Here is a 15,588-nt window from a genome sequence, read left to right as displayed (position 1 = left end):
GTTGCGATGGCAGAAGCACTGGTCATCAAGGGTCTCAGCAAGCGCTTCGGCGGCCTGCGCGCGGTGCAGGACGTCAGCTTCACCGTGCAGGAGAACGAGACGGTCGCGCTGATCGGGCCGAACGGCGCCGGCAAGACCACGAGCTTTCATTTGATCACGGGATTTCACCGGCCGGACTCCGGCTCGGTGCTCGCCTTCGGCCAGGAGGTCGTGGGGCTCAAGCCGCATGACGTCTGCGCGCTCGGCCTCGCCCGCACATTCCAGGTGGCAAAGCCATTCGGTGCGATGACGGTGCTCGCCAATGTGATGACCGGCGCCTTCCTGCGCGATCGGCATGTCGCTGCCGCACGCACCAAGGCACTGGAGGCGATCGAGTTTGTCGGCCTCGGCGCCAGGGAGCAGACGCCGGCCAAGGACCTCACAACCATCGACCAGCGCCGGCTGGAGATGGCGCGCGCGCTGGCGACGCAGCCGAAGATCCTGCTGCTCGACGAGGTGATGGCCGGGCTCAACCCGGCCGAGATCGACCAGGCGGTGGCGCTGGTGAAAAAACTTTCCGCCAGCGGCCTGACCATCGTGATCGTCGAGCATGTGATGCGCGCGATCATGGCGGTCGCGCGCCACATCGTGGTGCTCGACCACGGCCAGAAGATCGCCGAGGGCGCGCCGAAGGAGATCGTGGAGAATCCCGAGGTGATCCGCGCCTATCTCGGCTCCTACGTGCATCCGCCGGCGCAGGGAGACGCCCATGCTTGAGCTCTCCCGCGTCAGCGCCAGCTATGGCTCCGTTCCCGCCATCACCGACGTCAGCATTTCCATTGGCGAGGGCGAAGCCGTCGGCCTGCTCGGCGCCAATGGCGCCGGCAAGAGCACAACGCTGCGCGCCGTCTCCGGCCTCGTCAAACTGTTCGCCGGCAAGGTCACGTTCGACGGCGTCGACCTCGCCACGCTGCCTCCCTACCGAATTCCCGAGCTCGGCATCGCGCATGTCCCGGAGGGACGCCAGGTGTTCCCGGAAATGACGGTGCAGGAAAACCTCGAGATCGGCGCCTGTACGCCCAAAGCCAAGGCGGACCGCGCGCGCACGATGGAGCTGGTCTACAGCATCTTCCCGCGCCTTGCCGACCGCAAGAAACAGCTCGCCGGCACCATGAGCGGCGGCGAGCAGCAGATGCTCGCGGTCGGCCGCGGCCTGATGCTCAAGCCGCGCCTGTTGATGCTCGACGAGCCCTCGCTCGGCCTGGCCCCCGTGATGACCGACGTCACCTTCGAGAAGATCGGCGAGATCCACAAGATGGGCACCGCGATCCTGCTGGTCGAACAGAATGTCAGCCGCGCACTGTCGCTGGTGCAGCGCGCCTATGTGCTGGAAAGCGGCAACGTGATCATGCAGGGCAGCAGCGCCGAGCTAGCCAACAACAAGCAGGTGCAGGCGGCGTATCTGGGGATTTGAGAGGACTCGAACCGTCATCCTGAGGTGCGAGCCTCGAAGGATGAACGGCCCGGCTGGTGGCCGTCGGCCCTTCGAGACGCGCGCGATGCGCGCTCCTCAGGGTGACGGTGACGGGAGTGCTCGACCCGGGGATAGTTGGATTGCTTCCTCGCTGCACTCCTCGCAATGACGCCTTGCCCACACGTGGTCATCCCGTCATCCTGAGGTGCGAGCGGAGCGAGCCTCGAAGGATGCACGGCCGGGCTGTCGCCCTTCGAGACGCCGCTGCGCGGCTCCTCAGGGTGACGGTCGACGTTCTGAGGACGCGGCTCTAGCTCACCACCGTCCGCTTCGGCTCGACGATCTCGAACATGCGCGGGAATTCGTCCATCAGCGCCATCAACTCATCGAGCCGCTGCGGCTCGCCTGATACCTTGATCCTGCCGGCGCCGACCGCTTCCGGAAACGTGATCAGCTTGGCGATCACCTCGTCCAGCACACCCCGCGCCAGGGTAAAGCTCGCGTGCGCATCGGCGGCCTGCGCACCCTTGACGTAGGTCAGCGCTGAATTCTCGAGGTTTAGCACAAACGTCTCGCCCGTATCCGTAAAACTCCAGTTCAGCACGATGCGCTTGCCTTCGGCCTGGGGGCCGTTGAGGCGGATGCCGAGCACGTCCCAGAGCTGCTCGGTGCGCAGCGCAGCCAATGTCTCGCGCGGCATCGGCGAGCGCGGCGGCGCCTTCGGCATGCCCTGCCGCAGCTCCTGCGCACCGAACAGATAGGCGTTGCGCCAGGTCGAGCTTTCCGCGGCGTAGCCGAGCTGCTCGAACGTATCGGCCAACAATGCGCGGGCCGCCTGATTATCCGGTTCGGCGAACACCAGATGGCTGACGGCCTGCGCCACGAAGCGGAATTCACCCTTGGCGAAATCGGCCGCGGCGCGCTTCAGGATCGCGTCGGCGCCGCCCATATACTCGACGTACTTCTTCCCGGCCTCGACCGGCGGCAAGGAATCGAGATTGACCGGATTGGCGTCGTACCAGCCGAGATATTTTTGGTAGATCGCCTTCACATTGTGCCTGATGTGGCCGTAATAGCCGCGGCCGTGCCAGGCACCTTCGAGGCTTTGCGGAAGCCGGATCGCCTCGGCAATCTCGGCTGCGTTGAGCCCGTGGTTCATCAGCCGGATGGTCTGGTCATGCGCGTATTTGTAGAGATCGCGCTGCTGCCGGATCATGGTGTCGATCCGCTCCCGCCCCCACACCGGCCAATGATGCTGGCCGCACATCGCTTCCGCCTTGCCGCCCCACATCTGCAGCGCCTCGCCGAGATATTTCGACCAGGCCAGCGCATCGCGCACATCGGCGCCGCGGAACGGCAGCAGATTGTGGAAATTGTGCGTGCAGTTCTCGGCGAGGTTCAGAAGCTTGTAGCGCGGAATGAAGAAATGCATCTCCGCCGGCGCCTCGCTGTTCGGCGCCATCTGGAATTCGAACGCGACGCCGTCGATGATGCGCGTATCGCCGGTCGCGATGATCAGGTCGGTCGGCCGCAGCAGCGCCACGCCGCCCGCCGCCATGGTCTTGCCGAGGCCGCAATCGACCTGGCCGCGGACGCCCTTGGCAAGGAACGGCCCGAACTGGTACTGCGCGCGGCGCAGCATTGCCGGACCCGCGATGATGTTCTCGGAGACCGCGTGCTCCATGAAGAAGTTCGGCGCGATAATCGGCACGCCCGCCGCCAGCATGGCGTCGTCGAGCACGCCGCGCGCGCCGCCCCAATGGTCGGTGTGGGTGTGGGTGAAGATCACGGCGGCGACCGGCCGTTTGCCGCGATGCTGGAAGTACAGCTCCATCGCGGCACGTGCGCCTTCGATCGAGGTCAGCGTATCGATCACGATCACGCCCTTGTCGCCTTCGATCAGCGTCATGTTGGCGATGTCGAGCCCGCGCACCTGGTAGACGCCGGGCACCACCTCGAACAGGCCGTGATGCATGTTGAGCCGCGACTGCCGCCACAGGCTCGGATCGACGGTCGCAGGCGCTTTCTCGTCGGAGAGGAAGCCGTAGGGCTCGAGGCTCCAGACCACCCTGCCCTGGGCCGAGGTGACGCGCGCGTTCTCGATGGTGCCGAGAAAGCCGCGCGCGGCATCGTCGAAATCCCTGGTGTCGGCGAATGGCAGCGCCTTCAGCGTCGCCTCGTGCTGCGCGATGACGGACGCGGAGGCCGCTTTTGGAAGTTGCTGCGACGTTTCAGCTGCGGTTGTCTGGGTCATCCTCAAGCACTCCTTATACTTACCGGAAATCGGTCTCGATCGCGCTTCACTCAGCGGAATTGCACGCCTTCGAACTGGCCGCTGGTGCGCCAGCCGTCGATGTACTTGAAATAGGCCAACGCGCCCGAGGGATGGCCGACATTGAGCTTGGCTGCGGGACCCGGCTCGCGGCCCTCATTGTTGTAGTAGCCGGGCGTGCAATCGGGTCCGCCGATCATCCGGCCGACGCTGGTCAACAGCAGCTCGACCCAGCGATCCTCAGCCTCCTTGCTGACTTCGATTTCCTTGAAGCCGTTATCTTTGGCATGGCCGACCATCAAGGCGATGGTGCGCGCCGCTTCGGTCAGATTGTGCGGCACGTTGGAAATGAGATTGGCGCCCTGCGTCGGCTGCACGAAGAACACGTTGGGGAAGCCGTGCACGTGGATGCCGTGCTTGGTGCGCATGCCCTCGGCCCAATGCTCCGACACCTTGACGCCGTCGCGGCCGGTCAGATCGAAGCCCGCACGCCTGCGATATTCGGTCCCGACCTCGAAGCCCGACGCGTAGATGATGCAGTCGAGCGCGTATTCCTTGCCCGCGACGACGATCCCGTTCTCGGTGATCTCCTCGACGCCCTTGCCGTCGGTATCGATCAGATGCGTGCCCGGCGTGTTGAAGGCCTGCAGATAGGCATCGTGGAAACATGGCCGCTTGCAGAGCTGGCCGTACCAGGCCTTGAGGTTCTTGGCCGTCTCCGAATCGCGGACGATGGTGTCGACCCGGTTGCGGATTTCCTCCATCTTCTCGAAGTCAGAATCCTCGAAGGCGGCGCGCATGTTTTCCAGGGTCCGCTGCTCGCGCGGCAGCAGCATGACCTTGGCGCGGATCCGCTTCGACAGGTCGGTCCAGCCGTCCTGCACCAGATCTTCCTCGGCCGATCCACCGGCCTGGTTGGCGGTGAAATTCTCCAGCCAGCGCTGTTGCCAGCCCGGCGTCGCGATATCGGCAAACCAGTCGGGATCGATCGGGCCGTTGCCGCGCACGTCGACCGACGACGGCGTGCGCTGGAACACGTAGAGCTCCTTGCAGGCGCGTGCGAGGTGCGGAATGCACTGCACCGACGTCGCGCCGGTGCCGATGATGCCGACGCGCTTGTCGGCGAGCTTCGTCATCGGTGCGCCCTTGGGATCGCCGCCGGTGTAATCGTAATCCCAGCGGCTGGTATGGAACGAGTGGCCCTTGAAGCGCTCGATGCCGGGAATGCCGGGCAGCTTCGGCACATGCAGCGGGCCGGTGCCGATGCCGACATATTGCGCGGTGAAAACGTCGCCTCTTGTGGTGCGGATGACCCAGCGCGATTGCGCCGCATCCCAATCGAGGCTCGTCACCTCGGTGTGAAACAGCGCATTGTCGTAGAGATTGAATTGCCGGCCGATGCGCTGGCAATGCGCGAGGATTTCAGACGCGTGCGCGTATTTCTCCGACGGCATATGGCCGGTCTCTTCGAGCAGCGGCATGTAGACCATCGACGCCGTGTCGCACTGCGCGCCGGGATAGCGGTTCCAGTACCAGGTGCCGCCGAAATCGCCGCCCTTCTCGACAATGCGGACATCCTTGACACCGGCCTCGGTCAGCCGCGCCGCGGTCGCGAGCCCGGCGAAGCCGCCGCCGATGAAGGCGAAGGTGACATGATCGGTCTTCGGCGCACGCTCGGTGACCGGCGTGTAGGGATCGTCCAGATAATGCGCGAGCCGGCCCTTGATCTGGAGATACTGGTCGTTGCCGTCGGGACGCAGCCGCTTGTTGCGCTCCTCCTGATATTTCAGGCGCAACCGTTCCTTGTCGATCGCGGAGGGCTTTGCGTCGCGGGCTTGCTCGGTCATCGTCATCGGAAGGCGCCTCGTTTCAGCCGTTTCTTATGTCTGTTCCGTGGCAGATTAACCGATGTCAATACGATTGCGGAAGGGGGCGGATTCCGCACAGCTAATCATGCGATGACTGCCCGTTGTCGCGATAGGCCCACAAGCATTCACGCGGCAGCGCGACCTGTGCCTCGACGCCGACCTGATGGCGCGCGGCGGTGCCGAGCTCGATCGCTTCCAGCCGTTTGCCGAACAGCTCGATGCCGTAGGCGGTCTGGGTGCCCTGATAGCGGCGGTCGAGCACTTTTGCCGAGAATGTGTTGGCGCCATCGGGTCGGCCGATCGCGATATTCTCCGGCCGCAGCGCGACGCGGACCTTCTCGTCGGGTTTCAGCGTCTGACACAGGGCGACTTCGCCTTGCCTGCCGTCGCCGAAATCGACCACGCCAAACCGGTCATTGCACGCGACCAGCGTGCCGGCGAGTTCGTTGGTCGCGCCGGTGAAATTGGCGACGAACAGATCGGCCGGGTGGTTGTAGATCATGTCGGGCGTGTCCATCTGCAGCAGCTTGCCGTCGCGCATCACGCCGATCCGGTCGCCAAGCACGACCGCCTCGGCCTGATCATGGGTGACATAGAGCGCCGTCATCCCGGTCTGCTTGAGAATGACGCGGAGGTCGTCGCGCAGCCGCAGGCGCAATTTGGCATCGAGGTTCGACAGCGGCTCGTCGAGCAGCAAGAGTTGCGGCCGGTACACCATGCTGCGCGCCAGCGCGACGCGCTGCATCTGGCCTCCCGACAGCGCCACCACCTGCCGGTCGGCATAGTCGGACAGTCCGACCAGCGCCAGCGCCTCGTCGACCATGCGGCCGGCATCAGCACGCCCGATCTTGCGGTGCTTCAGCGGATAGACCACGTTCTGCCGCACCGTCATATGCGGCCACACCGCATAGGACTGGAACACCATGCCGAGGTTGCGCGCGCGCGGCGGCACCAGGATGCCGCGCGCCGGCGACGACACCACCCGCCCGGAAATGCTGATCTCGCCACCGGTCGGATGCTCGAGCCCGGCGACGCAGCGCAGCGTCGTGGTCTTGCCGCAGCCGGAGGGGCCGAGCAGCACCACGATCTCGCCGGCCGGCACGGCAAAGCTGACGCCGTCGATCGCCGGGCGGCCGATCGCAAATTGCTTCCTGAGATCGGTGACCTCGAGCGTCGCAGTCATCGCTTCACCCGCACCTATTGCCGGTAACCGAACGTCTTGTCCCACTCCGCGACCCACGCCGCGTGCAGCTTCACATAGTCGTCGAACTTCGGATACCAGAGCTTGACCACCTTAGGATCGAATCCCTCCGGGAAGGCCGGCGGCTCCTTGAGCGAGGTGAGATTGCCGAGCTCCTTGATCATGAAGGTCTGCCCTTCCTTCGACAGGCACCAGTTCAGGAACAGCTTTGCCGCATTGGGATGAGCCGCCGTCTTCGGAATGCCACTCGCATAGGGATTGACCGGCGCTCCCTCCGGAGGGAAGAAGATCTCGATCGGCGCGCCGTCCTTCTTCTTTTGATAGATCACGTTGTAGAGCAGCGGCGCTATCGCGATCTCGCCGCGAACCAGGGCATCGGCCGTCGGCGCGCCGGAGGGATAAAGCACGGGATGGGTCGCGGCCTGCCTGGCCCAGTAACCCTCGCCGAGCACCTGGCGCTCGAACATGATCCGGGTCCAGGTGGTGCCGCCGGACTGCGCGAACACCTGCCCGATCAGCTTGTCATATTGCGGCTTGGTCAGATCCATCCAGGATTTCGGCGGATCCTTCACCAGCTCGGTGTTGTAGCCGATCGACCAGGCGATCGTGGCACGGGGCCACAATTTTGGCGAGATCAGCGCGTGCGGATCGTAGTCGGCCGCGTTCGGCGGCGCATAGTCCTGGAACAGGTCTTCCAGCGGCTGCATCAGCGCGCGATCGGAGTGGTCGACGACATCGGCGATCAGCTTGCCGGCGGCGGCCTCCGTCTTCACGCGGGTGATGAGCTGGCCGCCGGGCGCGCGCACCATCTCGACCTTGATCTCCGGAAAGCGCTTGTTGAAGGCCTTGATCACCTGCTGCTCGATCTCGGCGAAGTTGGCAGTGTAGAACACGAACTTGCCTTCGGCCTTCGCGGCGGCGATCAATTCCGGCGAGCCGAACTCCTGCGCCGATGCGGCCGGCGCCGGCGCGAATGCCGCGACGCCCGCCAAGGCGAGCATAGTGGCCAGTGTGGTGAAGGTCCGTCTATTCATCGCCAATCCTTCCCTCTTCTTGTTGTTATCCGGTCCGCGCCACATTGCCCTGCGCGGCGCCGCGCGACAGCCAGTTGGCGCCGCCGATCAGGACGCCGAGCAGCACCGTCTGCACCAGGCTGAAGGCCGCGGTCTTTCCGATATTGCCGCCCTCGTAATAGTCGAGCAGCAGCACCGACATCACCATGGTGTTGCTGGTGTAAAGGAACAGCGACGAGCCGAGCTCGCGGATCGCCAGCACGAACAGCAGCGTCATCGACGCCAGCACGCCCGGCCGCGCCAGCGGCAGCACGATCGTCCTGATGGTGCCGAGCATGCCCCGGCCGCAGACCCAGGCGGCCTCCTCGAGCTCGCGGTGAATCTGCAGGAACGAGGTCGACAGCGCCTTCACCGTGTCGGGCATGAAGCGCGCGATGAAGGCGAGCGCGAGAATCCAGATCGTGCCGTAGAGCCCGCCGGGCACGCCGATCCAGGCCCAGAGATAGGCGACGCCGACCACGAGCCCGGGGATCGCGACCGGCACCGTCGAGATCAGGTCGATGGCGCTGCGGCCGGTGACGCGAGTGCGATGGATGGTATAGCCGATCGCAAAGGCGAGCGCGCCGCCGACCACCGCCGTGATGACGCCGACCTCGACCGCGTTGTAGATCGACCGCATCGTCAGCGGATTGTCGAAGATGCTCTCGAAATGCACCAGCGAATACTGCCGCATGTCGAACAGGCTCGCGGCGTCGCGGATGAACATGAACTTGCGGAACGCCGCGACGATCAGCGCCAGCGACGGCAGCACCACGACGATGAGGAGATAACCCATCCCGAGCGCGAAGGTCAGCCAGCGCCACGGCCCGAGATCGAGGCTGCGCGGCCGGAACGCCTTGCCCGCCACGGTCGTGTAGCTGCGTCCGCTCAGCAATTTCTGCTGGAGATAGACCAGGAGGCCCGTGACCACCATCAGGATGATCGCCACGGCGGCTGCGGTGTTGTAGAGCGGCGGCGACCAGTTGGTGAGCTTGAAGATGTAGGTCGTGAGCACGTTCAGGTTGGTCGGCGCGCCGAGCACGGCCGGGATGCCGTAGATGCCGAGCATCACGATGAACGACAGCAGCATGCCCGAGACGATCGCCGGCATGATCAGCGGGAACGTCACCGTGAACAAAGTGGCGAACGCGCTGGCGCCGGAAATCTCCGCAGCCTCCTCCAGGCTCGGGTCCATGTTGCGCAGCGCCGAGGACGTGAACATGTAGACATAGGGCGCGTAGTAGATGCCGAACACGAACACCAGGCCCCACATCGAATAGAGATCGATGCGCAGGTCGGAGCCCATCCACTTGAACATCGTGTTGATCAGCCCGGTCTTCGGCGAGCCGAGGATGGCCCAGGCCACGCCGGCGACCAGCGGCGGCGCAAACAGCGGCAGGATGCTGGCCGCGGCGATGAAGCCCTTGAAAGGCGTGTTGGTGCGGACCACGATCCAGGAGAACAACAGCCCGATCGCGACCGCGATCACGGTGCCGCCGCCGCAGGCGATCAGCGTGTTGAGCAGCGCTTCGGCGACGTTCGGATTGGCCAGCACGGCGAGGAAATTGGCGATCGACAGATGGCTCAGGCTGAGCCGGATGCCGTCGACCACCGGATTGGTGTCGGTGAGCGCGCCGAGCAGCAGCATGAAAACGGGATAGATCACCAGGAAGGTGAGAATCGCCAGCAGTGTTGCGACCCAAAGGCCGGTGAATGCGCGGCGCCGAGTTCCCTCGCCGGCGCTTCGCATGGCATCGCTGCGCCCGTCGGCCTGTCCGTGCAATGCGCGCGTCCCCTCTTGCGGCGCGATCTGACGTCGCGCCTGCTTGCATACCAAGGGTAGTCGATCGCGACTGTGACGCAAGCTATCCGAAAGTCGTCTCGGCGCGATTCTGTGACGCAGCGGGGGCGCGGCCTTGCTTTCGCGGGGACGACACTGGCATGGTTATCGCCCAGCACACGCGACCATCGGACCCGTCATCCTGAGGTGGCCGCTTCTTCGGCGGCCCTCGAAGGATCGACGGCCACCGGCGGGGCCGTCCAGCCTTTTCTGATTCAAGTGTCAAACAGCTAGTTCGGTGTCATTACCCGCGAAAGCGGGTGATCCAGTATTCCAGAGACGTCGGTGATTGAGCCGATGGGCCGCGGCGTACTGGATCGCCCGGTCGAGCCGTGCGATGACAAGTGGGGGGACATAGCTTCGCATTCTCGCGACATGATTTGTCCGAGGTTTGCTTCTCGTTTCACCCTCTCTCGATCAGAGGGATAATTCTGAAAAAGCGAAGAAACTTCACCGCAAGACCGCCCTCGGCCGCACCCTGCCGACGCGCCGGCCCGAAACGATCCGGGCCGGCGTTCGGCTCTAGGCGAGATAATTGCCTTCGAGCGCCGGCATGATGTCGAGCACTTCGAAGTAATGGTCCCAAAACCTCGTCTCGCGCAAATGGTCGCAGAACCAGGCCCAGGCCGAGAGGTCGCTTGTTTCGCAGATCATGACGTCGGTCGCTCTGGTTGAGAAGGCCTCCGGCTCGAACCAGCGCACCCTCAGCTCGGGACGGCGCCGGAGCAGCGGAATGACCTCCTCGTGCAGGAAGGCGAGGCGCTGCTCGGTCTTCAGATCGAGCCAATGCCGCGTGGTCTTGACCATGACGAAGATGTGAAAATTGTGCGGATCGTCCTCGTGCTCGGGAAGCACGGGGGACGACGTCGTTTGCAGTGTAACCATTGATCGGTTCTCCTTTCGCGTCCATAATGTGAGCAATTACTCATATTCCACAACTCGCGTTCCAGGAGCGGCTCTCCATGCCGGCGAAGCGGCGCATGAAGGCTCGGAAACAGCCGCTGCAGCAGCGTTCGCGGGAAACCGTGGCGGTCATTCTGGAGGCGGCGGCTCGCGTTTTGGAGCAACGCGGGCTCGAGGGTTACAACACCAATGCGGTGGCCGAGCGCGGCGGCATCAGCGTCGGCTCGGTCTACCAGTACTTTCCCAACAAGGACGCGCTGACGCTGGCTTTGATCGGCCGGTTCGAGGACGCGCTGCTGGCCAAGGTGCGGGACGCGGTCGCAGCGTCCGAGGGCAAGAGCCTGACCGCGTCGCTCAACCTCATCATTCGCGCCCAGCTCGAGGCGCATGCCGAGCGAGCCGGGCTCAACCGCATCCTGGAGACCGAGGAGGATCGCCTGCGCCCGGCGTCATCAGACTCTTCGGCGGCCAGCGAACTGAAGGAGCTGGTCGCCGCCCTGCTCGCCCGGCACCGTCGCGAGATCGCAAGGCCAGTCGACGACGAAATCATCGAGGACCTGATCGTGATCAGCCGCGCCATGGTCGACCATGCGCTTCAAAAGGACCTCTCGCAGGCCGCCGCCAACCGCCGGGTACTGCGCGCCATCGAGGGATATCTGCTCGGGCCGCACGCGGACCTTTGAGCGCTCCCGGCAAGGCCGCTTCGCATACGCATCATGCAGCGGCGCGGCTGGGGAACGGGGTGCCGGCGTAGTACATGGCGGCCTGGAGACATTGTCAGGCATGCTCGAAAAGACCCCCACCACCGGCGCGGCTGCGGCGCCGATCACCGATGGATTGCCGTGGGAAACCCGGCGCTGGGCGGTGGCCGCGATCTTCACGGCGCTGGCGATGGCCTCGCTCGATACCGCGATCGCCAACATCGCGCTGCCCGCGATCGCCAACGATCTGCATGTCAGCCCCGCCGAAGTGGTATGGGTGGTCAACGTCTATCAGATCGCGCTGGTCGCGACGCTGCTGCCGCTCGGCGCGCTCGGCGAAATCGTCGGCCACCAGCGCATCTATCTCGGCGGCCTCCTGCTGTTCACATTGGCGTCGCTCGGCTGCGCGCTGGCGTGGTCGCTGCCGAGCCTGTTGGTCGCGCGCACCTTGCAGGGGCTCGGCGCCAGCGGCCTGATGAGCGTGAACACCGCGCTGGTGCGCTTCGTCTATCCGACCCGGATGCTCGGCCGCGGCTTCGGCCACAATGCGCTCGTGGTCGCGACCGCGTTCACGTTGGGACCAACGATCGCGTCGGGAATCCTCGCGCTCGGTCCATGGCCGTGGCTGTTCGCCGTCAACATTCCCTTCGGCATCACAGCGTTGCTGATCGGCATGAAGACGCTGCCGAAGACGCCGCGCGCCACCCACAGCTTCGACTTCGCCGGCGCCGCGCTGGCCTGCGCCTGCCTCGGCCTCTTCATCATCGGCATCGGCAGCGCCGCCCACAAGACGGCGCCTGCGCTTGTCATCGCCGAGCTTGTCGGCGCGATCCTGTTCGGCTGGATCCTGACCCGGCGGCATGCCGATCATCCGGCGCCGATGCTGCCGATCGACCTGTTTCGCCGGCCGATTTTCGCGCTGTCGGCCGCGACCGCCGTCTGCTCGTTTGCTGTGCAGGGACTCGCCTTTGTCTCGCTGCCGTTCTACTTCGAGGACATACTGCACCGCTCGCAGGTCGAGACCGGCTTCTTCATGACGCCGTGGCCGCTGGTGGTCGCCTTCATGGCGCCGATCGGGGGCCGGCTGTCCGACCGCTATCCGGCCGGCATCCTCGGCGGCATCGGCATGCTGCTGCTCGGGCTTGGCATGGTGCTGCTCGCGACCCTGCCGGCCGAGCCCAGCGTCGCCAACATCGTCTGGCGCACGATGATCTGCGGCATCGGCTTCGGTTTCTTCCAGACCCCGAACATGAAGGCGATCATGTCGAGCGCCCCGTCACATCGCAGCGGCAGCGCCAGCGGCATTGTCGCAACCGCGAGGCTGACCGGGCAGACCACGGGTGCCGCACTCGCCGCACTCTGCTTTGCGCTGGCCGACCGCGAGGGCGCCACCGTCGCGCTGGCACTAGGCGCGGGATTTGCCGCGCTCGGCAGTGTCATGAGTTTCCTGCGCCTGGCAGTCACCTCGTCGCAAAAGACATAACAGGCATGCAAAGCGCGATGCGCGACCAAACACCGCGCCATCAACTTTCTTCCGCGCTGCGAGCGCATTTTCTTGATTTGAACCGTTCCAGTTTCAAGGCCACCATCGCGCCGCAGTCCAATCGGTGGATTGGACTATTCAGGGAAAAGCGATGGCAAATCTCAAAATAAACGGCAAAACAATCAATGTAGACGTCGAGGACGACACGCCACTGCTGTGGGCGATTCGCGAGAATGTCGGACTGACAGGGACCAAATACGGCTGCGGCATCGCACAGTGCGGCGCCTGCACCGTTCATATCGACGGCGTCGCGATGCGCTCCTGCGGCGTCACGGTGAGCGAAGCCGCCGGCAAGGACATCACCACCATCGAGGGCCTCGCGGCGGGCGGCGTGATGCACAAGGTTCAGCTCGCCTGGATCGCCGACGACGTGCCGCAATGCGGCTATTGCCAGAGCGGCATGATCATGGCTGTGGCGGCGCTGCTGAAGGAGAACCCGAAGCCGACTGACGACGACATCAACGACGCCATCACCAATATCTGCCGCTGCGGCACCTTCCAGCAGGTGCGCGAGGCGATTCATGCTGCCGCGAACGCATGAGGAAGCAGCAATGAATCAGCACGTCATGCCAAAGCTCTCTTCAAGGCTCAATCGCCGCGCCTTCGTGATCGGCACGGCAACCGCCGGCGCCGGTCTCGCGCTCGGCCTCGATCTTCCGTTCGGCGGCCCCTCCGTGGTGCGCGCGGCCGACGGTGCACCGGAAGTCAACGCTTGGGTCGTGATCCGACCCGACGACACCGTGGTGATCCGCATCGCCCGCTCCGAGATGGGCCAGGGCACGCTCACCGGTCTTGCCCAGCTCGTCGCCGAGGAATTGGAGTGCGACTGGTCGAAGGTCACCACCGAATATCCGACGCCCGGCCAGAGCGTCGCCCGCAAGCGCGCCTGGGGCGATTTCTCGACCGGCGGCAGCCGCGGCATCCGCACCTCGCAGGACTATGTCCGCAAGGGCGGCGCCACGGCACGCGTGATGCTGATCCAGGCGGCGGCCAATGAGTGGAAGGTGCCGGCCTCGGAGTGCAAGGCGGCCAACAGCGTCATCACCCATACGCCGTCGGGCAAGACCACGACCTACGGCAAGGTTGCAGAAGCCGCGGCCAAGCTCGAGCCGCCGGCCGACGTCAAGCTGAAGGACCCGAAGGACTGGACCATCGCCGGCAAGGGTCTGAAGCGGCTCGACACCGTCGACAAGACCACCGGCAAGATGACCTACGGCATCGACGTCAAGCTGCCCGGCATGCTGAACGCCGCGATCAAGGACTGCCCGGTGTTCGGCGGCAAGGTGAAAAGCTTCGACGAAGCCAAGATCGCCGGCATGAAGGGCGTCAGGAAGGTGGTGCCGGTCGGCGACAGCGCCGTGGCCGTCGTCGCCGACACCTGGTGGCACGCCAAGACCGCGCTAGATGCGCTGCCGATCGTCTGGGACGAAGGCTCCAACGCAAAGGTCTCCAGCGAGACGATCGCAAAATGGCTCGCCGAGGGTCTCGACAATACCCAGCCGGCCTATGTCGGCAACCAGAACGGCGATGCCAAGGCGGCGATCGCCAGTGCGGCCAAGAAGGTCGAGGCGGTCTACAGCTATCCCTACCAGAACCACGCCACGATGGAGCCGATGAACGCCACCGTGCTCTACACGCCTGAGAAGTGCGAGGTGTGGTGCGGCACCCAGAATGGCGAGGCGGCGTTCGCCGCAGCGCTCGAGGCCTCGGGCCTGCCGGCGGACAAGGTCGACGTGCACAAGCTGATGCTCGGCGGCGGCTTCGGCCGGCGCGGCATGACCGACTATGTGCGGCAGGCGGTGGCGATCGCCAAGCAGATGCCGGGCACGCCAATCAAGCTGTTGTGGTCGCGCGAAGAAGACATGCAGCACGGCAAGTATCACCCGATCACGCAGTGCAAGCTGACCGGCGCGTTCGATGCCGACAACAACCTGGTCGCGCTGCACTACCGGCTGTCCGGCCAATCCATCCTGTTCTCCGTGCGCCCGGAAGCGCTGCAGAACGGCATGGACCCCGCCGCGTTCCAGGGCGTCGCGCAAGCCGGCGAGGCCGCGATCGGCTATTCGGTGCCGAACCTGCTGGTCGAGCATTCGATGCGCAACCCGCACGTCCCGCCGGGCTTCTGGCGCGGCGTCAACGTCAATCACAACGCGATCTACATGGAATGCTTCATGGATGAGCTGGCGCTGGCTGCCGGCCAGGACCCGCTCGAATTCCGCCGCAAGCTGATGGGCAAGAACCCCAAGCACCTCGCGGTGCTCAACGCCGTGGCCGAGAAGATCGGCTGGAGCACGCCGGCGCCGAAGGGCGTCTATCGCGGCATCGCGCAGGTGATGGGCTATGGCAGCTATGTTGCCGGCGCTGCCGAGATCTCGGTGACCGACGGCAGCAAGATCAAGGTGCATCGCATCGTCGCCTCCACCGATCCCGGCTATGTCGTCAATCCGGCGCAGGTGGAACGACAGATCGCGGGCTCCTTCGTCTATGGCCTCAGCGCGCTGTTCTACGGCGGCTGCACCGTGAAGGATGGCCGCATCGAGCAGACCAACTTCGACACCTACAACTCGATGCGCATCAACGAAATGCCGAAGGTGGAATCGGTGATGGTGCCGAGCGGCGGGTTCTGGGGCGGCGTCGGCGAGCCGACCATCGGCGTCGCGGCGCCGGCGGTGCTCAACGCCTATTTCGCGGCGACGGGAAAACGCATCCGCAACTTCCCGCTGCGCAACCAGAACATCAGCTTCGCCTGATCAAA

General features: G+C 65.0%; 12 protein-coding genes. 6 read left to right on the top strand and 6 right to left on the bottom strand.

All coding sequences use genetic code 11. The features are described from left to right. Positions 1 to 6 precede the first annotated feature (6 nt). Both V5279_RS13395 and V5279_RS13390 read left to right on the top strand, forming a co-directional pair. Positions 7 to 756, top strand: coding sequence for an ABC transporter ATP-binding protein (locus tag V5279_RS13395; protein ID WP_338697987.1), 750 nt, complete (start codon positions 7 to 9; stop codon positions 754 to 756). Then, positions 749 to 1,453 (top strand): ABC transporter ATP-binding protein, encoded by a 705-nt coding sequence (locus V5279_RS13390; RefSeq protein WP_338697986.1) that lies wholly within the window; start codon positions 749 to 751, stop codon positions 1,451 to 1,453. Before V5279_RS13395 ends, V5279_RS13390 begins: the two co-directional genes overlap by 8 nt. 310 nt (positions 1,454 to 1,763) lie before the next feature. On the opposite strand, the gene V5279_RS13385 is transcribed toward V5279_RS13390, so the two are convergent. The 6 genes from V5279_RS13385 to V5279_RS13360 form a co-directional block, all read right to left on the bottom strand. Next, on the bottom strand, positions 1,764 to 3,707 hold the full coding sequence (locus V5279_RS13385; protein ID WP_338697985.1) for an alkyl/aryl-sulfatase: 1,944 nt from the start codon (positions 3,705 to 3,707) through the stop codon (positions 1,764 to 1,766). 50 nt (positions 3,708 to 3,757) lie between these two features. Next, positions 3,758 to 5,578 (bottom strand): NAD(P)/FAD-dependent oxidoreductase, encoded by a 1,821-nt coding sequence (locus tag V5279_RS13380; RefSeq protein ID WP_338697984.1) that lies wholly within the window; start codon positions 5,576 to 5,578, stop codon positions 3,758 to 3,760. Between the two features lie 94 nt (positions 5,579 to 5,672). Next, positions 5,673 to 6,776, bottom strand: a complete 1,104-nt coding sequence (locus V5279_RS13375) for an ABC transporter ATP-binding protein (RefSeq protein WP_338697982.1) — start codon at positions 6,774 to 6,776, stop codon at positions 5,673 to 5,675. 14 nt (positions 6,777 to 6,790) lie between these two features. Further along, a complete protein-coding gene (locus tag V5279_RS13370) occupies positions 6,791 to 7,828 on the bottom strand; it encodes an ABC transporter substrate-binding protein (RefSeq protein ID WP_338697980.1) in 1,038 nt (345 codons plus the stop codon). 25 nt (positions 7,829 to 7,853) lie between these two features. Beyond that, positions 7,854 to 9,629 (bottom strand): iron ABC transporter permease, encoded by a 1,776-nt coding sequence (locus tag V5279_RS13365; protein ID WP_338697978.1) that lies wholly within the window; start codon positions 9,627 to 9,629, stop codon positions 7,854 to 7,856. Between the two features lie 579 nt (positions 9,630 to 10,208). Then, entirely contained in the window at positions 10,209 to 10,571 is a 363-nt protein-coding gene (locus V5279_RS13360) for a darcynin family protein (RefSeq protein ID WP_338697976.1), read from the bottom strand. A gap of 95 nt (positions 10,572 to 10,666) precedes the next feature. On the opposite strand from V5279_RS13360, the gene V5279_RS13355 reads away from it, so the two are divergent. From V5279_RS13355 to V5279_RS13340, 4 genes are all read left to right on the top strand, one after another. Then, on the top strand, positions 10,667 to 11,272 hold the full coding sequence (locus tag V5279_RS13355; RefSeq protein ID WP_338697974.1) for a helix-turn-helix domain-containing protein: 606 nt from the start codon (positions 10,667 to 10,669) through the stop codon (positions 11,270 to 11,272). A gap of 100 nt (positions 11,273 to 11,372) precedes the next feature. Further along, complete coding sequence (locus tag V5279_RS13350; RefSeq protein WP_338697972.1) at positions 11,373 to 12,773, top strand: MFS transporter; 1,401 nt, start codon at positions 11,373 to 11,375, stop codon at positions 12,771 to 12,773. Positions 12,774 to 12,924: 151 nt separating this feature from the next. Continuing rightward, positions 12,925 to 13,374 (top strand): (2Fe-2S)-binding protein, encoded by a 450-nt coding sequence (locus V5279_RS13345; RefSeq protein ID WP_029078187.1) that lies wholly within the window; start codon positions 12,925 to 12,927, stop codon positions 13,372 to 13,374. A 10-nt stretch (positions 13,375 to 13,384) separates the two neighbouring features. Next, the gene (locus tag V5279_RS13340) at positions 13,385 to 15,583 is read left to right on the top strand and encodes a xanthine dehydrogenase family protein molybdopterin-binding subunit (protein WP_338697969.1); all 2,199 of its coding nucleotides are present in this window, start codon (positions 13,385 to 13,387) and stop codon (positions 15,581 to 15,583) included. The last annotated feature ends 5 nt before the right edge of the window (positions 15,584 to 15,588 follow it).

The sequence above is a fragment of the Bradyrhizobium sp. 26S5 genome, from assembly GCF_036923295.1.
GTDB lineage: Bacteria > Pseudomonadota > Alphaproteobacteria > Rhizobiales > Xanthobacteraceae > Bradyrhizobium > Bradyrhizobium septentrionale.
Note: the sequence above shows the minus strand (reverse complement) of the source record. Positions and strands in the feature narration are given on the sequence as shown.